This is a genomic window from Gordonia aquimaris, from assembly GCF_026262595.1.
Taxonomy (GTDB): domain Bacteria; phylum Actinomycetota; class Actinomycetes; order Mycobacteriales; family Mycobacteriaceae; genus Gordonia; species Gordonia tangerina.
In genome coordinates, this window is record NZ_JAPKFM010000021.1 from 56,340 (window position 1) to 81,421 (window position 25,082).

Consider the following 25,082-nt stretch of genomic DNA (forward strand, 5'->3'; position numbering starts at 1 on the left):
CCCATGGCTGCACCGAAAGTCGTGATCGTCGGCGCCGGCATCGTCGGCACCTCCCTGGCCGACGAGCTCACCGCGCGCGGTTGGACCGATGTCACGGTCCTCGACCGCGGCCCGCTGTTCGCCACCGGCGGCTCCACCTCGCACGCACCCGGTCTCGTCTTCGCGACGAACCCGTCCAAGACGATGACCGAACTCGCCTCGTACACCATCGAGAAGTTCTCCTCGCTCGAACACCCCGACGGCTGGTGCTTCAACCCGCTGGGCGGGCTCGAACTCGCCACCACCCCGGAGCGCTGGGAAGACTTGCACCGCAAGGCCGGCTGGGCGGCCGCGCGCGGTGTCGAGCATCGGCTCGTCGACGCCGCGGAGTGCGCCGCCATGTACCCGCTGATCGACCGCGATCTCGTCCTCGGCGGACTGCACACCCCCAACGACGGTCTCGCCAAGGCGATGCGCGCAGTAGAGGCCCAGGCAGCTCGTGCCATGTCGCGGGGTGCGGTGTTCCGCGGCGAGCAGGAGGTGATCGACGTCGTCGAGGCCAACGGTGAGGTCCGCGGCGTGCGGACCACGACCGGAGTTGTCGACGCTGACATCGTGGTGTGCTGCACCGGTTTCTGGGGTCGCGAGTTCGGCCGCCGGGTGGGGCTCACCATCCCGCTGGTGCCGATGGCCCACCAGTACGCGATCACCACCGCCATCGACTCCCGCCGCGGGGTCAACTCCGCTCTGGCCGAGGCGTCGCTGCCGATCCTGCGACATCAGGATCACGACCTGTACTACCGCGAGCACGGCGACCGCGTCGGTATCGGCTACTACGGCCATCGCCCGATGCCGTCGGATGTGGGCAACCTCGACTACGAGACGAAGATCTCGCTCGACGAGATGCCCTCGAAACTCATGTTCACCCCTGACGACTTCGACGACGCCTGGCAGCACACCGTCGCGCTGCTGCCCGAACTCGGCAACGGGAAGGTGGAGGAGGGCTTCAACGGCATCTTCTCCTTCACCCCGGACGGCCATTCGATCATGGGCGAACACCGCGACCTTGCCGGATTCTGGGTGGCCGAGGCGGTCTGGGTCACCCATTCGGCCGGCGTGGCGAAGACCATGGCCGAGTGGATGATCGACGGAACCCCCGGGATCGACGTGCACGAGACCGACCTGTACCGCTTCGAGGACGAGGCGCTGCGCGACGACGTCATCCTGGCCACCAGTTCGCAGTCCTTCGTGGAGGTCTACGACATCGTCCACCCGCACGATCAGCGGAAGGCGCCGCGCAACGTCCGCACCAGCCCCTTCCACGACCGCGAGGTGAATCTCGGCGCCGAGTTCTGGGAGAGCGGCCTCTGGGAACGCCCCGCCTGGTTCGAGGCCAACCGGCCGCTGCTCGAGCAGAAGGTCGCCGACGGTCTGCAGATCCCGCAGCGCGATCCCTGGGCCGCCCGGCACTGGTCGCCGATCGCGGTCGCGGAGGCGGCGCACACCCGCAGTCATGTCGCCGTGTACGACATGACTCCGCTGACCCGATTCGAACTCTCCGGGCCCGGCGCGCTGGCCCTGCTGCAGCAGCTCACCACCAACAACATGGACAAATCCGTGGGCTCGGTGACCTACACGCTGATGCTCGACGACAAGGGCGGTGTCCGTTCGGATCTGACCGTCGCCCGCCTCACCGACAACCTGTTCCAGGTGGGCGCCAACGGCCCGCTGGACTTCGACTGGATCACCCGCCACCTCCCGGCGGACGGTTCGGTGACGTTGCGTGACATCACCACGGCCACCTGCTGCCTCGGACTGTGGGGACCGCTGGCGCGCGACGTGCTGGCACCGCTGACCCCGGCCGACCTGACCAATGACGGGCTGCGGTACTTCCGCGCGATGACGACCACCGTCGGCGCGGTGCCGGTGACCCTGATGCGGGTGTCGTATGTGGGTGAACTCGGCTGGGAGATCTACACCTCGGCGGCCAACGGCCGGGCGCTGTGGGACGCCGTGATGGCGGCGGGTGAACCGCACGGCATCATCGCGGCCGGCCGGATCGCCTTCAACAGCCTGCGCATCGAGAAAGGGTATCGCTCGGCCGGAACCGACATGACCATCGAGCACACCCCGGCCGCCGCGGGCCTCGACTTCGCCGTCCGCATGTCCAAGGACGATTTCCTCGGGAAGTCGGCACTGGCCGAACGCGGCGCGCCGAGCAGACTGCGCACCCTGCGGTTCACCGACCACGCCGCCGTCGTGCTCGGCAAGGAACCGGTGGCGGTGAACGGCGCGGTCGTCGGCTACATCACCAGCGCCGGCTGGTCGGCGACCGTCGGCGCCTGCCTGGCATACGCGTGGCTGCCCACGGACCTGGCCGACGGTAGCCAGGTCGAGATCTCCTACCAGACAACGCAGTACACGGCTGTCGTCACCTCCGACCCGGTGGTCGACCCCGAGATGGCCCGAATCCGGAAGTGACCCGAGAGGCAGCATGAACGACCACCTCACCACCCCTGCCCGAGCCCGCATCGACCCCACCGTGTTCGGTGTGACCGCCGCACTGGTGGTCGGCTTCCTGATCTGGGGTCTGGCCGCACCCGACAACCTGTCCGCGGTCAGCGCCGGCATTCTCGGGTGGATCACCGGCAGCCTCGGCTGGCTGTTCATCCTGTCCGCCACCGGATTCGTGGTGTTCGCGGTGTGTCTCGCGCTGAGCAAGTACGGCAAGATCCCGCTCGGCAAGGACGGTGAGAGGCCGGAGTACCGCACCATCAGCTGGATCGCGATGATGTTCAGCGCCGGGATGGGCATCGGACTGATGTTCTTCGGCTCCTACGGACCGCTGTATCACTTCGTCGAGGCGCCGCCGGGGATGTCGGCAGGCGATGTGCGCACCGCGATGGCCACGACGATGTTCCACTGCGGATTTCACCCCTGGGCCATGTACGCCGTCGTCGGTCTGGCACTGGCGTACAGCACCTACCGGTTGGGTCGCAAGCAGCTGATGAGTGCCGTCTTCGCTCCCCTGCTGGGCGAGCAGACCAATGGGGCCGGCGGCAAGATCATCGACATCCTCGCGATCTTCGCCACCCTGTTCGGGACGGTCGCATCTCTGGGTCTCGGTGCGCTGCAGATCGGTTCGGGTCTGGCCAAGGTCGGTTGGGCCGACAACCCGGGCACCATGTTGTTGGTCGCGATCATCGCCGTGTTGACGGCCGCATTCGTGGCGTCGGCCGTGTCGGGCGTCGCCAAGGGTATCCAGTGGCTGTCCAACATCAACATGGTGTTGGCCATCGTCCTGGCCGTGTTCGTGTTCGCGGTGGGTCCGACGGTGTTCATCCTGAACCTGATGCCCACCACCCTGGGTGCCTACGCCAACGACATCACCGCGTTCTCAGCACGGTCATCGGCGACCGTCGACGCCGCCGGGGAAAGCTGGTTGGCCGGCTGGACCATCTTCTACTGGGCGTGGTGGGTGACGTGGACGCCGTTCGTGGGCATGTTCCTGGCGAAGATCAGCAAGGGCCGCAGCATCCGCGAGTTCGTGATCGGGGTGATGGTGGTGCCGACGACCGTGTCGCTGGTGTGGTTCTGCGTCTTCGGCGGCACCGCCATCCGGGAGCAAACCGACGGCGTGATGGGTTTCGACGCGGCCACCGCCGCTTCCGAGGACACCCTCTTTCAGGTGCTCGATCATCTGCCGCTGACGGGAATCGCCTCGGCGCTGGTGATGATCCTGGTGGCGATCTTCTTCGTCTCGGGTGCGGACTCCGCCTCCTTGGTGATGGGCACGCTGTCCGAGCGTGGCGCCCACGAACCGTCCCGATCGGTGACCATCTTCTGGGGCGTGCTCACCGGCGCGGTGGCGGCGCTGCTGCTGGCCATGAGCGGCGATGACGGCCTCAACGGGATCAAGCAGATGGCCATCATCGCCGCTCTGCCGTTCGTGGTGGTGATGATCGGGATGTGCCTGTCGCTCTACCTGGACCTGCGTCGCGACCCGTTGATCGTGGCGCGTTCACAGCTCGACGACCAGGTGGATCAGCACATCCGTGCGCAGGCGGAGAAGATCGGGACCGGCGAGATCGTCGTGGTCGATCCGGTGACGCTCGAGCGGCCACCACGCACTCGCCGGCGGATCCGCCGGCGCATCGACACCACCATCGACATCACAGTGGCCGCGGACGGCGCACCCGTTGGCGCGGCAGACGGGGACCCCCGGCCATGACGGGGCGGGCGCATCTCGCGGCCGTACGCGGCGGGGCTCCGGACCCGACGAACCGGACAGGTACCCTGGGCGCTGCGATGGCTGAGGAGAGTGCGGAGACCGACCGACCCGTAGGTGCCGTCGATCGGGCGCTACAGGTCATGGAGATCATCGGCAATGTCGGCTCGGCCGGCGTCACCGAGATCGCTCTCGAACTCGGCGTCCACAAGTCCACCGTATCGCGCATCCTCTCGTCGCTGGAGGCGCGCGGATTCGTCGAACAGGTGCCGGACGGACGCAAGTATCGCATCGGGTTGACGGTCGTCCGCCTGGCCGGTTCGACGATGGCGACGCTCGACATGACCAAATGCGGTCAGGAAACCTGCGACGCGGTGGCGGCGCAGACCGGCGAGACCACCAACCTCGCGGTCCTCAACCAGTCGCAGGCGATCAATGTCATCGAGGCGGCCGGCTCGTCGAGCGTCGCGCTGCGGACCTGGGTCGGACAGGCGTCACCGGCGTACGCGACGTCCTCGGGCAAGGTGCTGCTGGCCGAGCTGCCCGAGACCGAACTCCGCGACATGCTCTCCGGGGAGCTCGAGCGCTTCACGGAATCCACCATCGTCGACATCGACGAACTGGTCGACGAACTCCGCACGATCAAGCGCCGAGGCTGGGCGATGGCGGTGGAAGAACTCGAGGTCGGTCTGGTGGCGTTCGCCGCCCCGGTGCGCGATCACACCGGCGAGCTCGTGTGGGCGCTCAGCGTCTCCGGCCCGCGCTACCGACTCGATCCCGATGATGCACAGGAGATCGTGACAACAGTCACCGCTGCCGCAGCCGACCTCAGCCGACTGTTCGGCTACCGGGCGGCGGGGTCGACCGGCGCCTGACCCTGCGACGTCGTGTTGATCTGCAACCGGCGGTGGCGTACCCGCCCTTCTTCCGAGCCGTAGCCCTGCCGGTCGGCGGCCTGCGCCAGGCGCCGATCCAGGGGTGTCGCCCAGTCGGCGTCGACCTCCGCGTCGAGCGCGGCCATCCGCTCCCGCAGCGCGGCTTGTTGGTCGGGACCGCATTGTTCGCACAGGGTGTCGTAGAGCGCGCGCAGCCGTCGTTGCACCTGAATCGAGCTCCGACCGAAGTGCCGGACCTGGTCGGTGGCGATACCCACATAGTCGCCCCAGGTGCGCCGATACCCGCCGATGAGGGTCAGCGTGCGGTGCTGCTCCTCGGCCGCCACCCGTGGGGCCAGCATCAGCAGCAGATCCTCGGCGTGATCGATCGCCTGCACCGCCCGGCTGGGGTCGTTGATCGACGGTGACAGCGCCTTGAGCGCGACGTCGGAGATGGCCTGCAACGCAGCGGCCGGACTCACTGACGGACGGTGGGTGTCGCCGAACAGCAGACACGACAACAGCTGTGCGGGACGCACGTGACGATCGTCGCCGACGATCTCGAACACCCCGACGTTGTGTGGCACATAGTCGCCGACCCCCACCAGCAGGTCGACCCGGACATCCCATCGGATGGCCAGCCGCTGGATGCGGTCGAGGTTGATCGCCAGCAGCACACGTCCCTGCGTCGGCGCATCGCGCAGGGTCACCACCTGGGTCACCAGTCGCGGGTCGTCGTCGGTGGCGGTGGTGCCGCCCACGGCTTCTCCGGCCGGGTACGGCTGATGATCGGGATACTGCCGATACACCGCAAGACGTCCCTGCGATTCGATCCACCGCAACAACTGCGTCGAGTTGAGGATGCTGCCGACCTTGCCGATCAGCACGATGAACATGAACGCACTGGCCAGCGCCAGCGCGATCGCGATCGAGGTCGACACGGCCGGGGCGTCGGTCCCGTCGGACACCGTGGTCAGATCGACCGCCACGATCAGGGTGAACGCGAACGTCGACAGGAACAGGCCGACCGATGCGCGCATCACCCGGTCCTGCTGCAGCATCGGGATCACCCGGATGGAGATCTGCGAGGCACCGAACTGCATCGCCAGGGTGACCGCGGTGAACACCAGACCGGTGAGGGTGGCCATCGCGCCGGCGATGACGCCGAGCAGGGTGGCCGTGGTGCCGGCGTCGAGGACGTAGGTGGCGAACGAATCGTCGATGGAGATCGCGATCAAACCGGCCACGATCGCCGCCGACACCATGAACGTCGGCAGTCGCCACGGCGGTTCACGTTTCAGTTCGCGACGGGTGCGGCGCCAGCGCACTGCCGTGATCAGCCGGCCGGGTGCGCGATCGACGACAACGGGGTCGACGTGTGGTTCGCGTGGCGGTGTCGCCGGCTGCTCCGGCAACCCGAACCGACCGGCGACCGCCTCCTGCGCGACGATCTTCGCGCGCACGATGGGTTCCCGGTAGCGCATTTCGCGGTCGGCCGCCTTCTGCTGTTTGTGTGGGCGGTTGCCGTATCGCCACCGCGCCCACGGGGAACGGGGTCGGGCCACCCGGATTGCCCCGAACAGCAACAGGAACGGGAAGAACAAGCCGATCAACCCGGTCCACACCTTGCCCTTGAGCAGGGTGATGACTGCAAAGCAGACGTTGATCGTCACCGCCAGGACCACCCCGGCACGGGTTGAATTGTCGGTTGCGTCGCGGAATTCGCCGACCACATCGTTGGCGCCGAAGGGGTGCACGCCCATCAGGAACAACAATCCGATCGCGATCGCCACGAACACCGCGTCGATCGAGGTACGGCCCTCCTCCGACCAGTACACATCGCGCAGGTGCAGCAGCAATGCGAACTCGTCGAGCACCAGCGCCGCACCGATTCCGAACAGCGCCGCGAGAATACAGTCGGCCACCGGCGTGCGGAACGGGTCGACGGCGAAGAATCCGAACCCGGACAGCAGCATCAGCATCATGCCGAAGAACACGTGATGCACGTGCACACCGCCGGGCGTCACATTGCCCGGCCACCAACTCACCTCGGCGCGAATCATCCGGACGCTGAACCGGATGAACAGGAAGGTGAGCACGAACGCGATCAGCAGGAAGAACAGCGGCAGCCGACCCGTCTCGACGATCGTGCGATCGAACCAACCCGCCATGGGGTCGACCCTACTGCGATATCGTCCGCCCGCAGGGCTTCGGCGCATATCCTGGGCCGATGGATCGGCTGGTGACCGCGGTGGTGATCGACGACCACCCGTTCTTCCGGGATGGAGTCTCGCGTGGGCTCACCCAGAGTGGGCGGGTGCGCGTCATCGGGGAGGCGGCCGACGGTGCGAGTGGGTTGGACCTCATCCGCCGCGAGCAGCCCGACGTTGCGGTCGTGGACTATCAGATGCCCGGGGTCACCGGAGTGGATGTGGCTCACGCGGTGACTCGCGACGGCCTGCGCACCCGAGTGCTGTTGTTGTCAGCGGTGACCGACGGCCCGATCGTGTTCACCGCCCTCGAGGAGGGCGCCTGCGGGTACCTGTCGAAGGATGCCGACCGCGACGAGATCGTGGGCGCGGTGACCCGGGTCGCGAACGGCGAGACGGTGGTTCCGCCGCAGCTCGCGGCCGGTCTGGTGGGCGAGATACGGTTGCGGTCGCAGCCCGACGTGCCTGCGCTCTCCGAGCGGGAACGTCAGGTGCTCGACGGTTTCGCCCGCGGCAAGTCGATCCCGCAGGTCGCCGCGGAGCTCTACATCGGTGCGGCGACGGTTAAGACCCACACGCAGCGCCTGTACGAGAAGTTGGGGGTCTCCGATCGCGCTGCCGCGGTCGCCGAGGCGATGCGCCGTGGCCTCCTCGAGTAGCCCGCCACCGCGCCTCGGCCTCGCCGAGCTCGCCGAGGAGCAGCGAATCGACACGATCCTGGTCGCGCATGCGCTGCAGGGCATCCGGATTCAGGTGCTGCTGCGGTTGCTGCTCGCGATCTTCGTGGTGCTGTCGGTGACGGTGGAGCCGCCGATCTATTCGACAACGCTCTGCGTCGCACTGGCCGCGGCCTACGCCGGATGGTGCGCGTTGGGTGCCATCCTGGCGCCACGGGTCGGTCTGCTCGCTATCCGGTTTTCCTGGCTGATCCTGCTCGTCGACCTGTGTGCGCTCGTCGCGGTCACCGCGGTGGCCAGTGGTTCGGATCAGATCAGTTGGACTGCAGACGTTCTGGTGACCGGTTTCGCGATCGTGCCGATGATCGCGGCGATCAGCATGCGTCCACTGGTGTGCGCGGCGGTGGTGATCCCCACGGTGGTGGTCTATTTCGCGGCTCAGGTGATCGCCCGCATCCCCAACGGGCGGCCATGGTCGGTGATCGCGCTCGAGACCCTCGTGATCGTCGTTCTCGCGTTGGGCGCGGTGCTGCTGTCGCGGCTGCAGCGCTCCCGGGTGGAGACCATCGGATCGCTCGCCGCGCAACGTCGTCGGCTACTCGACGACGTGATGCAGATCGAACAGCGTGAGCGTCGCGACCTTGCCGAACATCTGCACGACGGCGCGTTGCAGTACGTGCTGGGGGCACGTCAGGAGCTGGCTTCGCTCGGCGAGGGCCCGTACGACGCCGAGAGCATAGCGCGGATCGACGGGGCACTGCGATCCGCTGCGCAGCTGCTGCGGTCCACCCTGGGCGAACTGCATCCGGCCGTGCTGGATCAGGCCGGCCTCGCCGTGGCGCTGGCGGATCTCGCGCGCTCGGTCGAGCAGCGCTCCACACTCACGATCGCCGTCGACGCTGTCGGTTGGCCGGACGACCTCCGCTCACCAGCCGACCCGCTTCTGTTCGCCACCGCGCGTGAGCTCCTCACCAATGTCGTGAAGCATGCCGGGGCGACGAGGGTGGACCTCACCGTCGAGATCGATGACGGACGCGGGCGGCTCGTGGTGCTCGACGACGGTGTCGGCATCGACGAGGCAGCACTGTCGGATCGCGTGGCCGGCGGACACATCGGGCTGGCGTCGCGACGGGTGCGGCTGGAAGGCCAGGGCGGGTCGTTGACCGTGCGGCGGCATCCCGACGGCGGCACGGTGGCGATCGCCGAGGTACCGATGAGCGAGGTACCGATGGGTGGGCTACACCTCGGTCATGAGTGAGCGCCCGCCCGAGCCGCGAGTTGCTCGGTGAGTTCCTCGGCGTAGGCCAACTGCCGCGCCAGCTTTCGGCACGATTCCTGTGCCCGTTGATGGAATTCGGCGAGTTCGGCACCGGCGGCTGCCTTGCCGTCGGCGGACGCTTCCGGGTCGTCGAGGACCGCTTCGGCATCGAGCAATCGGCGCATGTCGTCGAGACTGAACCCGGCAGGCTTCATCCGGCGGATCACCAATAGTCGGTCGATGTCGCCGGGCGTGTAGAGCCGGAAGCCGCCCGCCGACCGTGCCGACGGGACGACGAGTCCCACCTCGTCGTAGTGCCGGATCGTCTTGATGGACAGTTCGGTGCGATGGGCCACCTCCCCGATCTGGAGCAGATCGTCGGCGGCCGCCGGCGTGTCCGGTTTCTCGGTCCCCGTCATGGTGTCAGTGTGCCCCGGACAGATGACCACTGAGCCGTTCGTGACGCTGTGCGCTGCTGTCGTTGAGGCCCACGATCGTCGCCGTCTTGCCCTTCGCCGCGTACTTGGTGGTGATGGCGTCGAGGGTGGCGACGGTGGAGGCGTCCCAGATGTGGGAGTCGCTCATGTCGATGACGACGTTGCGCGGGTCGCCGACGTAGTCGAACTGATAGACCAGGTCGTTGCTGGAGGCGAAGAACAATTCGCCGCGTACTGCGTAGACGCGTGTGTCGTCGTCAGGGTGCGCGACGTCGACGACCTCGGTCAGATGCGCGACCCGGCGGGCGAACAGCACCATCGCGGTGATCACGCCGACGATCACACCGTAGGCCAGGTTGTGGGTCACCACAGTCACCACCACGGTCGCGAGCATCACGGTGATCTCACTCTTGGGCATGCGGCGCAACGTCTTCGGGTTGATGCTGTGCCAGTCGAAGGTGCCCACCGACACCATGATCATCACCGCGACGAGCGCCGCCATCGGGATCAGCGCCACCACATCCCCGAGGCCGACGACCAGGATCAGCAGGAACACACCGGCCAGGAAGGTCGAGATGCGCGTGCGTGCGCCGGAGGACTTCACGTTGATCATCGTCTGGCCGATCATCGCGCACCCGCCCATGCCGCCGAAGAATCCGGTGACGATGTTGGCCACACCCTGCCCGACGGCTTCCCGGGACTTGTCGGAGTGGGTGTCGGTGATGTCGTCGACGAACTTCGCCGTCATCAACGATTCCAGCAGTCCGACCAGCGCCATGGTGAACGCGTACGGCGCGATGATGGTGAGGGTGTCCCACGTGAACGGGACATCGGGGATGAGCCAGGCGGGCAGGCTGTCAGGCAGTTCGCCTTCGTCGCCGACGTTGGGGACCGAGAGACTGGCGGCGATGGTGACCGCGGTGAGCAGCACGATCGCCACCAGCGGCGCCGGGATCACCGTGGTCATCCGCGGCATGAACACGATGATGGCGATGCCGATGGCGACCATCGGATACACCAGCCACGGCACCCCGATCAGGTGCGGCAGCTGCGCACTGAAGATGAGGATGGCCAAGGCGTTGACGAAGCCGACCATGACGCTGCGCGGGATGAACCGCATCAGCTTGGCCACGCCGAGCCCGCCGAGCAGCATCTGGAAGACGCCGGCGAGGATCACCGCGGCGATCAGGTAGTCGAGGCCATGGCTGTCCACGAGCGGCGCCACGACCAGCGCCACCGCGCCGGTCGCCGCCGAGATCATCGCGGGTCGGCCGCCGACGATGGCGATGGTGACCGCCATGGTGAACGACGCGAACAGGCCCACCCGGGGGTCGACGCCGGCGATGATGGAGAACGAGATGGCCTCCGGGATCAGCGCCAGCGCGACGACGAGTCCGGCGAGCACCTCGGTGCGCAGTCGGCGCGGGGACCGCAGTGCGGCCAGGACCGACTGCTCCTGCTGGGGCGAGACCACAGTGGTGGTCGACGACATGGACGTCTCCTTCGGCCGCGCACGGCGGCACACGGTGATCGCGTCACCTGACGATGCTGGGCACCGACCGCACCGTTGCGGTCGGCGAGAAAGATGCCGGCGGGCAGACCGCCGGACGCAGCTCGGAACTCTACCCTTCGGGGAGGGTAGAGTTGCAAATCCCCGGCCCCGCTGTGGTGCGAAACACCCGGTGCGCGCCCGCCACAGTCCCCTGCCGCCGATCGAGTAGCCCGAGGCGCTAGCCGAGGGCGTATCGAGCTATGGGGCCGGCTTCGCCGGTGACGCGGAGATGCGAAGGTTTGCCGTGGTTGAGTCGGGTGGACGGGCGATACTGGTGGGTGTGTCACGTTGTGAACCCGTTGATCTCTAGCGCCTGCCCACGTGGCGAGCCTGTTATCGAGCTTGGGTCGGAGAGCCTGCCGCGGGAACCGCGGATTGTCGCCGTAGAGCACGCCTTACAGACTTCGTTGAGTTTGTCGCTCTCCCGTGACGCACGCCTTCTGCGGGTCAGACCGGCCCGGTCGCGAACAACGGGAGAACATCATGGAAGTGCTCCATGCGCGATGCGCGGGCATCGACATCGGTAAGAAATCGGCGAAAGTGTGTGTGCGGGTCCAGGGCTCAGGTAGCCGCAAAACGACCAACGAAGTGATCGATTGCGGGTCGATGACCCGCGAGATCCTGCAGTTACGCCAGTATCTGGTGGCCGAGCGGGTGACCTGCATCGTGATGGAGGCCACAAGCGACTACTGGAACCCTACTATTTCCTCCTCGAAGAACTCACCAGCGAAGGGGTCGAGCTGATCCTGGCCAACGCGCGTGCGGTCAAGAACGTGCCCGGCCGCAAGACCGACGTCAACGACGCGACTTGGCTGGCCGATCTGGCCGCGCACGGCTTGGTGCGCGCCTCGTTCGTGCCGCCCCCGCCGATTCGGGAACTGCGTGATCTGACACGCACCCGCACCATCGTGGCCCGCGAACGGGTCCGGGAGATGACCCGACTGGAAAAGCGGCTGGAATCACCGGGTATCAAACTGTCGGTGGTCGTGTCCGACCTCGACGGTGTCTCCGCGCGACGCATGCTTGACGCCCTGGTCGCCGGGGAACGCGATCCTCTCGTACTGGTCAACCTGGCCGTGCCACAGATGTATCGCAAACACGAGCAGCTCGTCGATGCGCTGACCGGCCGGTTCAGCGATCACGACGCGTTCATGATCGGGCTGCACCTGCAACGCATCGATGAACTGGCCGCCACGATCACCACCCTCGACGACCGAATCGAGGAGGCGATCGCCCCTTTTCGCCTAGCCCGTGACCTGCTATGCACCATTCCCGGGGTCTCCACCGTGGTCGCCGATATCATCATCGCCGAAACCGGCGGCGACATGAGCGTGTTCCCCACCGCCGACCACCTCGCGTCATGGGCCGGCGTGGCACCTGGACAGCACCAATCCGCAGCCCGCAAAACCAACGCCAAAACCAGGCCGGGGAGACTGCTACCTCAAAGGCGCTCTGGGTATCGCATCAATGTCGATCGCCCGCAGCAACGCCCACACCCACATTGCCGCCCGCTACCGACGCCTGCGATCACGCCGCGGCTTCAGTCGCGCCCTCGTCGCCACCGAACGCGAAATCCTCGTCGCCGTCTGGCACATGCTCACCACCCACACCAACTACCACGACCTCGGCGAAAACCACTACCAACATGCCCACGCCCAGCAAGCCACACGCCGCGCGGTCCACCAACTCAAACAACTCGGCTACCAGGTCCACCTCGAGAAAGCGTCCTGACCCGAAACCGTCCCGACCCAGCGCCCACGACTCCAGTCAGCGACGCCACCTCACCTAACCTTCCTTACAGATCCCCCCGCACGTCACGGCCCACCGATCGGTGGCCATCACCTCCACCACCGGATCCCCCGGTCGGCGGACCTTGCGAACGCCCAGGTCACGGCAAAGTTCTCGGTGTCACCATCGTCGGCTTCGATCAGTGGCGAGTCCCCGCCGCGCACCGGCCCGCGGCAGTGAAAGCGCAGGTCGGCGGCGCTTGGTTTGTCCGCGCTCAGTCGGCGCGCGCTCGGTCGACCACGAAGTCCCGGAATCGGTCCGCCGCATCCGGCAACGGTCTCGGACGAAACCACGTCAGCCCGATCTCGCGAGACTCGTCGGCCAGCGGGATCAGCTCCACGCCCGGTCGGAGCGCAGTGTCATCGACGGGCACCACCCCGATCCCCAAACCGGCACCCACCAGACCCGTGATGGTGGTCAGTTCGGCGGATTCGAAGGCGATGGTCGGCGCGATATCGGCTGCGGCACAGAGCTCGTCGACGATGCGCCGCATCCCGTATCCGCGCTGCATCACGATGAACTCCTCGTCGGCGGCCTCGGCGAGCCCGATGACCGAACGCCCGGCGAAGCGATGGCCCCGCGGAACCACCAGGGCGAGATTCTGCTGTGCTATCGCGAGCCATGCCATGTCGGTACGCATCGGCCGGGGTGAAACGATCGCGAGATCCGCCTCGCCACGGGCCACGTGATCGACCACCGTGGCCGCCGCATCCTGGGTGAGGGTGAACCGGGCCCCGGGATTGGCGTCTCGGAAACCCTTGATCAGATCGGGGACCAGCGCAACGCCGAAGGAATGCAGAAAGGCCAAGCGGATCGGTCCCTGCGCGGGCCGAGTCATGTCCTCGATCTCCCGTCGCGCGGTGTCGAGTTGGACCCGGGCGCGCCGGGAGCGCTCGAGGTAGACGCGCCCGAAGCGGTTGAGGACGAGTCGCCGTCCGTGCCGATCGAACAGCGGAACTCCGAGGTCGAGCTCGAGGCGCGCGACGAAACGAGACAGCGTCGGCTGCGAAACGTGAACCTGTTCGCCAGCCGCAGTCAGGTTCTCCGCCTCTGCGATGGCGATAAACCAGTCCAGTTCATCGTGCATCAGACTCAATCTACCTGCAATTATTCCCATCTGCATAAGAGACTGGCACATGCTTCATTTTGCGCATCTGCGATGTGGTGCTTGCCTGAGTAGCGATGACGACCACAGCCTCTACAGCCGCGAGGACCGGATACACCCCGGGCACACCCGGGTATCGCCGTGCCACCATCGCGTTGTTCGCCGCCGGCATGACGACATTCATGGCGCTCTACTATGTGCAGGCCCTATTGCCGCAGTTGTCGGATCATTTCGGTGTCTCCCCCACCTCCGCGGCATTGTCGGTATCGCTGACGACCGGTTTCCTGGCCGTCGCGATCATCCCGGCCAGCGTCTTGTCGGAGCGCTTCGGTCGGGTGCGCATCATGGCGATCTCCGCGCTGGCCGCATCGATCGTCGGCATCCTGCTGCCGTGGGCGCCGACCATTGAACTGCTGTTGGTCGGCCGCGGACTCCAGGGCGTGCTGTGCGCTGGGGTGCCGGCAGTGGCGATGGCCTACCTCGCCGAGGAGATCGACGGCGGGTCGCTCGGCACCGCAATGGGTCGCTACATCGCCGGAACCACCATCGGCGGCTTGACCGGTCGCCTGATCCCGGGCTTCGCCGTCGACGTGGTGACATGGCAGTGGGCCCTAGAGATCGCCTGCCTGGTGTCGCTGGCCTTCGCCATCATCTTCTGGCGGACCGTCCCGGCGTCGCAGTTCTTTGCCCCGCAACGTATCTCACCGGCCACCACGATCGGTAACCTGCTCGGCCATCTGCGCAACCCGGGACTGCTCCCACTGTTCCTCCTCGGTTTCGTGCTGATGGGCGGATTCGTCACCGTCTACAACTTTTTGGGCTACCGCCTGCTGCGTGGCCCCTTCGGGCTCAGCGAGGCAGTGGTCGCAACCGTGTTCGTGATGTACCTGGCGGGCACCTTCTCCGCGACGATCGCAGGCCGGTTCGCCGACCGATGGGGACGACGGCCGGTACTGATCGCCGCGGTGTCGAGCATGCTGGTCGGTCTCGGCCTGACCGTGCCCGACAATCTCCCAATCGTGCTGGTCGGCATGTTCGTGTTCACCGCGGCCTTCTTCGCCGCGCACTCGGTGGCCAGCAGCTGGGTGTCGGCGCGCGCCACCGATCACCGTGCCGAGGCATCGTCGCTCTACCTGTTCCACTACTACCTCGGGAGTTCGGTGGTGGGTGCGCTGGGCGGGCTGGCGTTCTCCGCGTTCGGATGGGTGGGTGTAGCCACATACGTCGCGGTGCTGGTGGCGGCGGGTCTGGGCCTGGCCGTATTCGGGCAGGAATGACCCCCGATCAGTACGGTGGTGGGTTCTGTGTGTTCCAGCGTTCCATGGCGCGGGTGTCGGCGCGTTTGACCGATTTCGAGCGTTGCTCGCGGAGGGTGTCGATGCGTTGTCGGGCGGGGTCATCGGGTGGTCGGGTGCTGCGGGTGAGCGAGGTGAACAGGTCGCGGCCGGTGAACGCGTTGCCCAGGTAGGTGTGGCCGGTCGGTGATTGGAAGAACACCGTGCCCAGTGGGTCTTGGTAGTCGCGCCACCCGGTGGCGAAGGTTTTGATGCGGTGGTGAAAACGGCACAGCGGCTTAAGGTTTCGTGCATCGGTGGCGCCACCCTCGGCGTGTGGGACCGAATGGTCGACATCGGCGTGATAGGCGCGGTTGTTGCAGCCGGGAAAGCTGCAACACAGCTCGCCGGCCCGGATGAGGTCGGCAAGTTTTTTCGACGGCGCGTAGCGGTCGGTTTGTGCGAGGTTGGTGGTGTCGGGTGTGACGTAGCAGCGTTTGGCCTCGGCCAACAATGCGCGGGCGGTGTCGGCATCGATGACACCGTGCCCGTCGAGGAAGGCCGGATCATCATCGTGACCGAGCAGGGTGCTCAGGTTGACCACGATGTGAAACGTTGGACGCGGCGCACAGTCCGACGTGACGGTCTCGGCGTCGGCACCGTTCTCGGCATCGGTAACAGCCTCGCCCTGCTTGTCGCGGACCTCGGCCGCACCATTCACGTTGGTGTCAGACGCGGTCACGTCGGAGGCGTCGGTGCCGGTGGCGTCGCTGCCGGTGTCGGGTGATGCGTCGGGTCCGTCGCGTTCCTCGCCGGCGGCGCTGTCATCGTCGGCGCCGGCGGTGGTGGTGCAGACTTCGCACCGGCAGTCCAGACGGGCGGCACCATCGGCCAAAGCGACCAACGCGTCGGCGCGGCGTTGAGCGGCGGTGCGTGGATCGTCGGGATGCACCGAGGCGGCCATCGCTTGGAGTCGGGCATCGATGGCCGCGGCCTGCTCGGCGGGCAACACACCCCCGATACGCGATTGGCCCGGGGTGTGGCGGTCGGGGCGCACACTGATGTTGCGGTCGGTGTCGACCTGCTCACGGCGACGCCGCACCGCGGCCGGATCGATCTTCGCGATGATCTTGTCGATCATCGTGGTGAACCGGGTCATCGACATCGGTTCGCGTGACTCGATGGCCGCAGCGATCTCGGTATCCAACACGGCGAACTTCGCGGGATCGGCCAACACGGTGCGCCGTACCACCACCAGAAACCGCGGTAGGTCGATCCGTCCGGCGACGAGGGTGGCGCCGGTGAACGGCAACTGATGCCGTAACACGCTGCCGGCCTCGATCAACTCCCGCGCCCGGGCCGGGGGCACCGTCAACGCCGCACCGACCTCGGCGATCGCCATCTCCAACCCGGTCGGCCCGTACTGGGCGCGGGGATCCTCCCCGGCCGCCGCACGCTTGGCCAAACGTTCCAAAGTGGCCAGCGACGTCGACTGCTCACCCAACGCCGCCGCCAACCCGCCTGCAACATCCGATAATCGGCGGCCGCGCGCACCGCGTTGCAATGATGAAGCACCTCGACCAACTCGGTAGCGCAATGCCGCTCATCATCGGCCATCTGGGCCAACGCCGGCGCGCTCGAAGTCATGACACCAAACTAACCGCACCCACCGACAACATTCGTCGACGCAGGTCAGACACCGGAAAGGACTGCGAGGAAGGCTTGGCCGGATGACGGCCGAACACGGCAGTCACATCCGGGCCAGCACCGCCTGTGCAGCGTGGAAGCCACCCATTCCGTGCACGCCCGCCCCCGGTGGTGTCGCCGACGAGCACAGGACGACTCCGCGAACGCCTAGAGCGTACGGGTTCGTCGTCATCCGCGGCCGAAAGGCGATCTGCCGGGCGGTGTTCGCACCGGCGCTGATGTCGCCGCCGACGTAGTTGGCGTTGTACTTCTCCAGCGCTGCCGGACCACGAGTCGACGTCGCGATGATCCGCTCCCGGAACCCCGGCGCGAAGCGCTCGATCTGGCCGATGATGGCCTCCGTCGCATCGCCGGCATAGCCATGCGGAACGTGCGCATACGCATAGATAGGATTGATCGAGCCGTTGGATCGGCTGCTGTCAGCGATGTACTGCTGACCCACCAGCACGAAGGGGCGCTTCGACATTCGGCCGCGGACCGTGTCGCGTTCTGCCGCCACGATCTCGCGAGCGGTCCCACCGAGATGGAGCGTGCCCGCCCGGGCGCAGTCACCGTTGGTCCACGGGATGTGACCGTCGATCGCGATGTCGACCTTGAACGCGGCCGGGCCGTATCGGTAACGGCCCACTGCCCGCCGAACCCGATCGGGCATCTCATCACCGACGATCCGCGCCGCGGCGTGCGGGGACGTGTCGAGCACGACCGCATCGGGTCGCCGGCCGGTCAGGTCACGCAACTGGTCCAGCGAGGTGACCCGGATGCCGGTGATCACCTTGCCGCCCAGCGCCGCCAGCTCCGCGAGCAGTGCATCGGTGATGCGTTCGCTCCCACCCTCGGCGACGGGCCAGCCGACGGCGTGCGCGGCGGCGGTCAGCATCAGGCCCACCGAACTGCTGAGCGGGGTGTCGAGCCGGCCGAACGCATGCGCGGCGACACCGGTGAACAGTGCCCGCGCCGGATCGTCGGTGAACCGGCAGGCTGTCCACGTCGCGGGTTGCACCGCATGTAATCCGAACCGCCCGAGCGTGACCGGATGTCGCGGAAGGTGCGCCAGAGGCCGGAACACCTCCCCGATCAGCTCGTCGAAGTGTGTCGTCGCGCCCGAGAAGAGCCGGTCCCAGGAGCGGGCATCTACCCCGAGTGAACGTGCGGTCTCCGCGCGATCCCGCGTGGCGAGGCCTGCGTGTCCGTTGTCGAGCGGATGGGCCAGATCGAACTCCGGCCAACGCCAACGCAATCCGTGCCGCTCCAGATTCAACGACCTGAAGAACGGTGACGCGACGCCGGTCGGGTGGAAGGCGGCACAGTCGTCGTGCAGTACTCCGGGGACGGTCGGTTCGCTGGTCCGCGTACCACCGCCGGGACGGTCATGCGCCTCGAACACCGTGACGTCGACGCCGGCCTGAGCCAGCCGGATGCCGGCAGCGAGCCCATTGGGTCCGCTGCCGACGACGACTGCGTTCGTCATGCCACCGCACCCTTGCCGTGGGTCAGGGTTTCCTGTCGGCAGAAGCCGTCTGCCGTCCACGTAACCTGAAGCCGCACCGGACCGTTCGGCAGCCACGGCTGTTCCTTCACGCAATCGCTCACATTCCAGGTACCGCGTTCCACGACGCCGAGTGCGGCGTCTATGACGCGATACTCCTGCGCCGGATTGCTCCACGGTGTGGCCTGCGACTCGCAGTAGGCGACCACAAGGTCGCCGGGCGCGAGGTTCAGACGCCGCTGGATCGCCGCGATGAGCCGTTCGTCGTGCAGGTGTCCGTCGCCGAAGTTCCAGCCCAGGATGGTGTTGCACATGAACTCGCCTTCCCGGGTCGTCCGCGTGTCGATGTCCTCGAGGTGCTCGTAGAGGACCGACAACAAGCCGCGTCCCTGGCTGTGCATCGAGCGCCAGGCGACGGCCTTCTGCAGAGTCATTTCCGCGTCGTGCCGCTCATACGGTGTGGGAAGCATCCGCTGCAGCTGGTCGATCTGGTTCTCTACCAGGGGGAGTTCGTTGAGCCGCTCTTCCACACCCGGCTTCATCGACCAGATCGCCGACGCCCAGTTGCCCGCGTACTGCCGCATCGACGGAAGGAACGAGACGAGGTCGGGCCGCAGGTTGCCGAGCACCGGACCGAAGCAGAGGATCGCGAAGACCGGTATCAGCAGCCAGGGCTGCGAGAAGTTCCAGATGTTGTAGACCGAGGCGTCGAACCCGACCCACAGCACCAGGGCGATATAGCCGAAGTACACATTCCATTCCAGCGGCACCGCTAGCGGGAAGGTCGAGGTGATGTAGATGTGGAATGCCACGATGATCACCGCGCCGATGACCGCGATCGTGGTGTTGGTGGTAAGCAGCAGGACCAGCGGAATCGCGATCTCGACGGTGGTACCGGCGATGTGGGCCATGAACCAGGCAACCTTGCTGGGCCGGATGTCGTCGGGGCTGTCGCGGTAGAAGAGCCGCTTGACGAAGCGGAACTGTCCCGGACTGTTTGAGACCATCGGTGGCACGACGTTGATGAAGTGCTCGCCGAGCTTGGAGACCCCTGCTCCGATCCAGACGACACAGATGATGATCTTGAAGACCACGACCAGATCCACGAAGTTGGCCGCGTCCGCCCCATCTCCGAGGACCATCGCCCCGAAGATGGCGGAGAACAACATTATCGGCAGATACTGCTCAGAGCGAGCCGCCAGGAAGACGACCTTGTCGCGCAATCCCATCAACGTCATGGTGACCAGGATCGGGATGAACGCCACCGGCGGCACCAGCTCCTGCGGACCCGTGCCGGCCGGTAGGAACTGCACCGGCTGCGCGGTGACCACCAACGGATAGACCAGGCTCGCCACGACTGCGAGGAACAGGACGACATCGATGACGGTGCGGGTGTCGCCGCCGGTGCCGGGCACGTGCCGTCCCCACGGCGCCATCCGAACGGTGCCGGGCCGAATCCAGTACCGGACATTTCCCAGCATGGGGGTGAAGTGGCCGCACAGCGGGCCGAAAGCACCTGCGAGCCCTAGCACCTCCAGGAGCATCAACCAGACGGCGAGCTTCTGGTAGACGACGATGTTGTCGAACCAGCTCGCCGGGTCGGTGAAGTGCACGTACTGCGTGGTCCACGCGGTGATCGCCAGCCCGACAGCGAAGTACAGTCCCAGCATCTTCGCGATGTACACGACGTGCAGGACGCGTGGCGTACCGAACCCGTCGTCGACCCAGTGGGTACTCAGAATCCTCATGCGGTCGCGCAGCGGAAGTCGCACGAAATCCGAGGGTTCCATCGGCTGTGGAGAAGGTTTGATGAACCCCATGTCAAACTCCTTGCTGTGCGGGCTTTTGGGCAAGGCCGGCCCGCAGCCCGGGCTTGTCGATCTTGCCGACCGGGTTCTTGGGTAAGGCGCCCGTGATGGTTATCGAGACCGGCACCTTGATCTTGGTCAGATGCTGTGTGCACATGTCGCGAAGTTCGGTCTCGGTGACCGATCGCTCCGGGTGGAGCGCGACGTAGGCGACGGGGACCTCGCCATAGATCGGGTGCGGCGCACCCACAACGGCCGCCTCCAGCACAGCTGGATGGCCGTACAGAACGGATTCGATCTCTTTGGGGTACACGTTTTCCCCGCCTCGGATGATCATGTCCTTGATCCGGTCGACCAACCGGAGGTAGCCATCGTCGTCCAGGATCCCGACGTCGCCGGTGTGCAGCCATCCGTCACCGAGTGCGTCCACGGTGGCATCGGGCCTATTGCGGTACCCCTGCATCACGTTGGGCCCCTTGATCACAACCTCACCACGCCGCCCGGAGGGCAGTAGAGAGCCGTCGTTGTCCATGATGGCCACCACCTGGCCGGGCAAGGCCGTACCGACGGTGCCGGCTTTACGTGGTCCGTCGACGGGGTTCGCCGTCGACGCGCAGGTGCCCTCGGTGAGGCCATAGCCTTCGATCAGCGGGAAGCCGAACCGCTGTTCGGTTGCGCGGAGCAGTTCTTCGGACGCCGGTGCCGCCCCGCAGATCGCGAACCGTACCGAGGAAGTGTCGGCGGCGACGTCAGACGGCAGTGCGACGAGGTGTGCGTAAATCGTCGGTACCGCGGAGAAGAAGGTCGGCCGGAGGCGTTCGATCGCACCGAGAAACTCCACCGGATGGAATCTGGCGAGAACCGACAGCTGCGCACCGGCGATCATAGTGGCCAGGTAGCTGACGCAGATCGCGTTGACGTGAAACAGCGGCAGCACCAGCAGGCAATGGTCGTCCTCGGTGAGCCGCAGAGCCTCCACCATCGAGCCGGCCATCGCGGCGATGTTGCGGTGGGTGAGTTCGACACCTTTGGGACGGCCCGTCGATCCGCTTGTGTAGACCAGCAACGCCAGGTCGCCGACAGCGGTGACCGGGGCCGGCACGGACCTCGTCGGGGCTGTCCGCAGATCGTCGACGAGCACGCTCCATCGACCACCATCGGGCGCACCCGCGCTGGCGCGTACCACGAGTGCCGCATCCGCATCGGCGATCTGATAGGTCGCCTCCGATGCGGTGAACACCGGATTGACCGGCGTCGCAGCAGCACCGAGACGCCATGCGGCGGCGAGGCACACGAGCAATTCGACGCGGTTCGGCAACATCACTGCCACCACCGAGCCTGGACCGACACCATGATCCGCGAACTGTTCGGCGGCACCGTCGACCCGCTCGGCGAACTGCGCATAGGTCAATTCGGTGTGGCCGTCGCGAACGCACGGTCGGTCGGACTGCTCGGCGGGACGGTGCCAGGGCAGATAGTGCAGTTCCATCGTCGTCACCTCAGAACAATCCGGCGTCGAGGCCGCCGTCGAGCACAAGGCCCGATCCGGAGCAGAACGACGACTCGTCACCGGCCAGGAACAGCACAGCCTTGGCGATCTCCTCGACCGTGCCGTACCTACCCTGCTTTTGTTCGATCAGTGCGTCGAAGCCGTGCGCCGGCAGTCCCAGCGCAGTCTCGAAGCCCTGCACCTGATCGGTGACGAGGTGCGTGGCCACGAACCCGGGCAGAACAGCGTTCACGCGTACCCCGAATGCGCGGAGCTCGGTCGCCGCAGTCTTGGTCAAATTGACGACGCCCGCTTTCGCAGCCGCATACGAGGACACCAGCGGGGTGCCGGCCAATGCGGTCACCGAGCCGATGGTGACGATGCTGCCGCCCCCACTGGCGATGATGGCCGGCGCCGCATAGCGGATGGCAAGGAAGACCCCGTCGAAGTTGATCGAGGTGACCTTGCGCCACGCCGCCAGATCCATCTCCACGATGGGCGCCACCGACGCGATGCCGGCGTTCGGGATCATCACCTGCAGGCCACCGTAGGTCGCGACGGTCGACTCGACCAGGCTCTTGACCTGCTCCTCGTCGCGGACATCGCAGGCGATGGCGGTCGCGTTCGTCAGTTGTCCGGCGGCCTCCTTCGCAGCGGCTTCATCGATGTCGGCGACGACGACGCTCGCGCCGGCCGACGACAGCTGACGGGCGATCTCCAGTCCGATTCCGTGCGCTGCGCCGGTGACGATCGCGGTCTGCCCGGTGAGATCGGGTGCCATTGGATTCCTTCGTTCGGGGGTGTTGGATGCGACGAGCGTATGGAGCAGCGCAAGGCGAAAGATTGTGCTCACGACACGAACTTTCCGCGGATCGTTGTGGCAGGGTTCACATCGAGACCAGGCATCAGGTGGCGGCAGCCAGGAGTGACGCAACGGTCTTGGGTTCTGCGAACAAACCAGAATGCGGAGAGAGGACGACCCGATGGGTGGCGAACTGAGCCCGGAGCAGCGACGTCTGGCGGCGTTACGGGTCGCCGAGGTGGCCAAGACCGTGGGAGCCGAACTGCCGAGTCTCGGTCGGGCGCTGCACGCCGAGATCGCCGACTCGATCCCGGAGTTGCGCGGCGACGACGTCATCCTGGAACTGTTACGCGCGAGCACGGAGAGCAATGTGGAGACATTCCTCCACGTCGCCCAGCACGACATCCACGTCGACGATGTGCGCCCACCACCGGCTGCGATCGAGTATGCCCATCGCTTGGCGCAGCGTGCGATCTCGGCGAACGCACTGCTGCGGGCATATCGCATCGGGCAGAACCGGGTGCTCGATTGGGCGGTCGCCGAGGTCGCGGCCACCGAACGCGATCGGGACGTCGCCTTCGCGGCGTCGCAGGCCTTCCGCACCACCACGTTCGCCTACGTCGACCGGATCGCCGAACAAGTCGTCGCGGAGTACGAGGCCGAACGCGAACGCTGGCTCGCCAATCGCAACACCGTCCGGACCGCAATGCTCACCACGATTCTCACCGGCCGCGATCACGACCTCGGAACTGCGGAATCGGCCATCGGCTACCGCCTTCGGCAGCACCACCTAGGCGTCGTCATCTGGACCTCCGACGAGCACGGCGTGCCGAGCGAACTGCGTCGGATGGAGTCGTTGGTTGCGGCCATCGGCGAAGCCGTCGACGCCGACGGTCCCGCGCTGTTCCTGCCTCAGGATCGCAGCCTGGCGTGGGGCTGGATTCCGCTGGGCCGCAGCCGTGACTGTCATCGAATCGACCGTGACGCCGTCACTCGCCTGATCACCGATGCCGGCCCTGGCGTTGGTGTGGCCTTCGGTCGGCCGCACTCGGCGACGGTCGGTTTCCGTAGGACTCACCAGGAAGCACAGCGCGCGCACGTCGTCGCATCGATTGCCGGTGACCTCCTGGTCACCGACTTCGATGACGCCGGGGTTCAGCTGTGTTCGCTCCTGGCCCGCGACCTCGAAGCCACCAGAGACCTCGTCGCATCGACACTCGGTGGCCTGGCCGCCGACGATGAGAACACGGCCCTGATGCGGGCAACGCTGTTGGCGTTCCTGAAGGCCGGCAGTAGCTACGTCGCCGCGGCCGAGGTGATCCACTTACACAAGAACACGGTGAAGTACCGCGTGGACAAGGCGATCGACGCACGTGGTCGTCCCCTCGACGACGATCGTCTCAACCTGGAGATCGCCCTCACCGCCTGCCACTGGCTGGGCTCAGCGGTGCTCCCCCGGGATCGTCGTCAGGCGCGTGCCTGACGACGATCGCCGAGCTTCCGCATCACCCTCAGCATCGGCAGTCCGATGCTCGGTGCGACATCGACGCCACGCACCAGAACGCCGCGCCAACGCGGCAGTACCCGGAAGAGCTGGCGACTGTCGATCAGGGCCATCCCTGCACGCGCAACGGCATCTTCGTCGAGGGGCTTCGGGCCGGAGAACAGCATCGCCGCGCCCGGGTCAGTGGCATGCGAGGTCACCATCTGGGTGCCGACGACGTCCGGACACAGTGCCCGGGCCCGGATGGGCATCCCGGCATGGGCCAGGTCCCCCTGCAGCGACGTGGTGTAAGACAGCACCGCCGCTTTGGTTGCGGCATAGAGGGCCAGGCCCGGTACGGGTGTGAGCGCCGAGATCGAAGCCACATTGAGGATCGCCCCTCCACCGGCGCCCATCTGCGCGACCGCTGCTGCGGAACCCGCCATGACGCCACGCACGTTGACCTCGAGGATGGTCGCGATCTCCTCGTCCGACTGCTTCCAGGCGTCTCCGGCGAAGAGAACTCCGGCATTGTTGACCCACACCTTCAGCGTGCCGCGCGTTGCGGCTTCCTCGGCGATCATGCGGTGCGACGCGATGTCGCGCACATCCTGGGCGAATCCGACCGCTCCGCACCCGATCTCCGCGGCGACACGTTCGGCAGCGTCGCCGTCGATATCGGTCACGACGACCTGATGTCCCACGTCGGCAAGATGTCGGGCGAGGGCACGGCCGATGCCGCGACCGGCTCCGGTGATGACTGCTGTGGTACTCATGCGACGACCGTAGAGCGCGGCGTCACCGATCTGCTCGTGTTCGCGACACAACCTTTCGTCGCGGACTTGGTCGACGCGTCCAGCCGCCGGCGTCGGTGGATGACCACGAGGTACGCGACCCTCACACAATCGATCCGGCCACGGTGAC

Annotated in this window: 17 protein-coding genes and 1 pseudogene; 8 read left to right on the plus strand and 10 right to left on the minus strand. The window is 66.6% G+C overall.

The annotated features are described in order from the left end of the window. Nucleotides 1–3: 3 nt before the first annotated feature. From OSB52_RS17985 to OSB52_RS17995, 3 genes are all read left to right on the plus strand, one after another. A complete protein-coding gene (locus OSB52_RS17985; protein ID WP_266062959.1) occupies nucleotides 4–2,460 on the plus strand; it encodes a GcvT family protein in 2,457 nt (818 codons plus the stop codon). Between the two features lie 13 nt (nucleotides 2,461–2,473). Further along, nucleotides 2,474–4,210, plus strand: coding sequence for a BCCT family transporter (locus OSB52_RS17990; protein ID WP_266062960.1), 1,737 nt, complete (start codon nucleotides 2,474–2,476; stop codon nucleotides 4,208–4,210). 77 nt (nucleotides 4,211–4,287) lie between these two features. Beyond that, nucleotides 4,288–5,082: an IclR family transcriptional regulator gene (locus OSB52_RS17995; protein ID WP_266062961.1), complete on the plus strand. Its 795-nt coding sequence runs from the start codon at nucleotides 4,288–4,290 to the stop codon at nucleotides 5,080–5,082. Here OSB52_RS17995 and OSB52_RS18000 read toward each other — a convergent pair. Beyond that, complete coding sequence (locus OSB52_RS18000) at nucleotides 5,052–7,253, minus strand: DUF2254 family protein (protein WP_266062963.1); 2,202 nt, start codon at nucleotides 7,251–7,253, stop codon at nucleotides 5,052–5,054. The two genes, OSB52_RS17995 and OSB52_RS18000, sit on opposite strands and share 31 nt — an antisense overlap. A 59-nt stretch (nucleotides 7,254–7,312) precedes the next feature. On the opposite strand from OSB52_RS18000, the gene OSB52_RS18005 reads away from it, so the two are divergent. Together OSB52_RS18005 and OSB52_RS18010 are read left to right on the plus strand one after the other, a co-directional pair. After that, a complete protein-coding gene (locus OSB52_RS18005; protein WP_266062964.1) occupies nucleotides 7,313–7,951 on the plus strand; it encodes a response regulator in 639 nt (212 codons plus the stop codon). Then, entirely contained in the window at nucleotides 7,935–9,227 is a 1,293-nt protein-coding gene (locus OSB52_RS18010; protein WP_266062965.1) for a sensor histidine kinase, read from the plus strand. The genes OSB52_RS18005 and OSB52_RS18010 overlap by 17 nt, the downstream gene beginning before the upstream one ends. On the opposite strand, the gene OSB52_RS18015 is transcribed toward OSB52_RS18010, so the two are convergent. Further along, nucleotides 9,218–9,646, minus strand: a complete 429-nt coding sequence (locus OSB52_RS18015) for a MerR family transcriptional regulator (protein ID WP_266062966.1) — start codon at nucleotides 9,644–9,646, stop codon at nucleotides 9,218–9,220. The two genes, OSB52_RS18010 and OSB52_RS18015, sit on opposite strands and share 10 nt — an antisense overlap. Before the next feature lie 4 nt (nucleotides 9,647–9,650). Further along, on the minus strand, nucleotides 9,651–11,156 hold the full coding sequence (locus OSB52_RS18020; RefSeq protein ID WP_266062967.1) for a SulP family inorganic anion transporter: 1,506 nt from the start codon (nucleotides 11,154–11,156) through the stop codon (nucleotides 9,651–9,653). 543 nt (nucleotides 11,157–11,699) lie between these two features. On the opposite strand from OSB52_RS18020, the pseudogene OSB52_RS18025 reads away from it, so the two are divergent. Beyond that, nucleotides 11,700–12,947 (plus strand): annotated as a pseudogene (locus OSB52_RS18025) (IS110 family RNA-guided transposase). A gap of 271 nt (nucleotides 12,948–13,218) precedes the next feature. Here the strand turns inward: OSB52_RS18025 and OSB52_RS18030 are convergent. Then, nucleotides 13,219–14,091, minus strand: a complete 873-nt coding sequence (locus OSB52_RS18030) for a LysR family transcriptional regulator (RefSeq protein ID WP_235726350.1) — start codon at nucleotides 14,089–14,091, stop codon at nucleotides 13,219–13,221. A 95-nt stretch (nucleotides 14,092–14,186) separates the two neighbouring features. Here OSB52_RS18030 and OSB52_RS18035 point away from each other — a divergent pair, with 95 nt between their 5' ends. Continuing rightward, a complete protein-coding gene (locus OSB52_RS18035) occupies nucleotides 14,187–15,386 on the plus strand; it encodes an MFS transporter (RefSeq protein WP_266062968.1) in 1,200 nt (399 codons plus the stop codon). A 7-nt stretch (nucleotides 15,387–15,393) separates the two neighbouring features. Here OSB52_RS18035 and OSB52_RS18040 read toward each other — a convergent pair whose 3' ends face one another. From OSB52_RS18040 to OSB52_RS18060, 5 genes are all read right to left on the minus strand, one after another. Continuing rightward, nucleotides 15,394–16,947 carry an HNH endonuclease signature motif containing protein gene (locus OSB52_RS18040; protein ID WP_266062969.1) on the minus strand — a complete coding sequence of 518 codons (1,554 nt, stop codon included), beginning with the start codon at nucleotides 16,945–16,947 and terminating at the stop codon, nucleotides 15,394–15,396. A gap of 186 nt (nucleotides 16,948–17,133) precedes the next feature. Further along, complete coding sequence (locus OSB52_RS18045) at nucleotides 17,134–18,558, minus strand: phytoene desaturase family protein (RefSeq protein ID WP_235721404.1); 1,425 nt, start codon at nucleotides 18,556–18,558, stop codon at nucleotides 17,134–17,136. Continuing rightward, entirely contained in the window at nucleotides 18,555–20,396 is a 1,842-nt protein-coding gene (locus OSB52_RS18050; RefSeq protein WP_235721405.1) for a DUF3556 domain-containing protein, read from the minus strand. The genes OSB52_RS18045 and OSB52_RS18050 overlap by 4 nt, the downstream gene beginning before the upstream one ends. A gap of 1 nt (nucleotide 20,397) precedes the next feature. Next, the gene (locus tag OSB52_RS18055) at nucleotides 20,398–21,873 is read right to left on the minus strand and encodes a class I adenylate-forming enzyme family protein (RefSeq protein WP_235721406.1); all 1,476 of its coding nucleotides are present in this window, start codon (nucleotides 21,871–21,873) and stop codon (nucleotides 20,398–20,400) included. A gap of 10 nt (nucleotides 21,874–21,883) precedes the next feature. Continuing rightward, nucleotides 21,884–22,654 (minus strand): SDR family NAD(P)-dependent oxidoreductase, encoded by a 771-nt coding sequence (locus OSB52_RS18060; protein ID WP_235721407.1) that lies wholly within the window; start codon nucleotides 22,652–22,654, stop codon nucleotides 21,884–21,886. A gap of 202 nt (nucleotides 22,655–22,856) precedes the next feature. On the opposite strand from OSB52_RS18060, the gene OSB52_RS18065 reads away from it, so the two are divergent. Continuing rightward, on the plus strand, nucleotides 22,857–24,158 hold the full coding sequence (locus OSB52_RS18065; protein ID WP_235721408.1) for a PucR family transcriptional regulator: 1,302 nt from the start codon (nucleotides 22,857–22,859) through the stop codon (nucleotides 24,156–24,158). Here OSB52_RS18065 and OSB52_RS18070 read toward each other — a convergent pair. Continuing rightward, entirely contained in the window at nucleotides 24,143–24,934 is a 792-nt protein-coding gene (locus tag OSB52_RS18070; protein WP_266062970.1) for an SDR family NAD(P)-dependent oxidoreductase, read from the minus strand. The two genes, OSB52_RS18065 and OSB52_RS18070, sit on opposite strands and share 16 nt — an antisense overlap. Nucleotides 24,935–25,082: the final 148 nt, after the last annotated feature.

Coding starts and splice junctions, on each gene's coding strand:
- OSB52_RS17985 (WP_266062959.1), top strand. CDS start 4: ATGGCTGCACCGAAAGTCGTGATCGTCGGCGCCGGCATCGTCGGCACC.
- OSB52_RS17990 (WP_266062960.1), top strand. CDS start 2,474: ATGAACGACCACCTCACCACCCCTGCCCGAGCCCGCATCGACCCCACC.
- OSB52_RS17995 (WP_266062961.1), top strand. CDS start 4,288: ATGGCTGAGGAGAGTGCGGAGACCGACCGACCCGTAGGTGCCGTCGAT.
- OSB52_RS18000 (WP_266062963.1), bottom strand. CDS start 7,253: ATGGCGGGTTGGTTCGATCGCACGATCGTCGAGACGGGTCGGCTGCCG.
- OSB52_RS18005 (WP_266062964.1), top strand. CDS start 7,313: ATGGATCGGCTGGTGACCGCGGTGGTGATCGACGACCACCCGTTCTTC.
- OSB52_RS18015 (WP_266062966.1), bottom strand. CDS start 9,646: ATGACGGGGACCGAGAAACCGGACACGCCGGCGGCCGCCGACGATCTG.
- OSB52_RS18020 (WP_266062967.1), bottom strand. CDS start 11,156: ATGTCGTCGACCACCACTGTGGTCTCGCCCCAGCAGGAGCAGTCGGTC.
- OSB52_RS18030 (WP_235726350.1), bottom strand. CDS start 14,091: ATGCACGATGAACTGGACTGGTTTATCGCCATCGCAGAGGCGGAGAAC.
- OSB52_RS18035 (WP_266062968.1), top strand. CDS start 14,187: ATGACGACCACAGCCTCTACAGCCGCGAGGACCGGATACACCCCGGGC.
- OSB52_RS18045 (WP_235721404.1), bottom strand. CDS start 18,558: ATGACGAACGCAGTCGTCGTCGGCAGCGGACCCAATGGGCTCGCTGCC.
- OSB52_RS18050 (WP_235721405.1), bottom strand. CDS start 20,396: ATGGGGTTCATCAAACCTTCTCCACAGCCGATGGAACCCTCGGATTTC.
- OSB52_RS18055 (WP_235721406.1), bottom strand. CDS start 21,873: ATGGAACTGCACTATCTGCCCTGGCACCGTCCCGCCGAGCAGTCCGAC.
- OSB52_RS18060 (WP_235721407.1), bottom strand. CDS start 22,654: ATGGCACCCGATCTCACCGGGCAGACCGCGATCGTCACCGGCGCAGCG.
- OSB52_RS18065 (WP_235721408.1), top strand. CDS start 22,857: ATGGGTGGCGAACTGAGCCCGGAGCAGCGACGTCTGGCGGCGTTACGG.
- OSB52_RS18070 (WP_266062970.1), bottom strand. CDS start 24,934: ATGAGTACCACAGCAGTCATCACCGGAGCCGGTCGCGGCATCGGCCGT.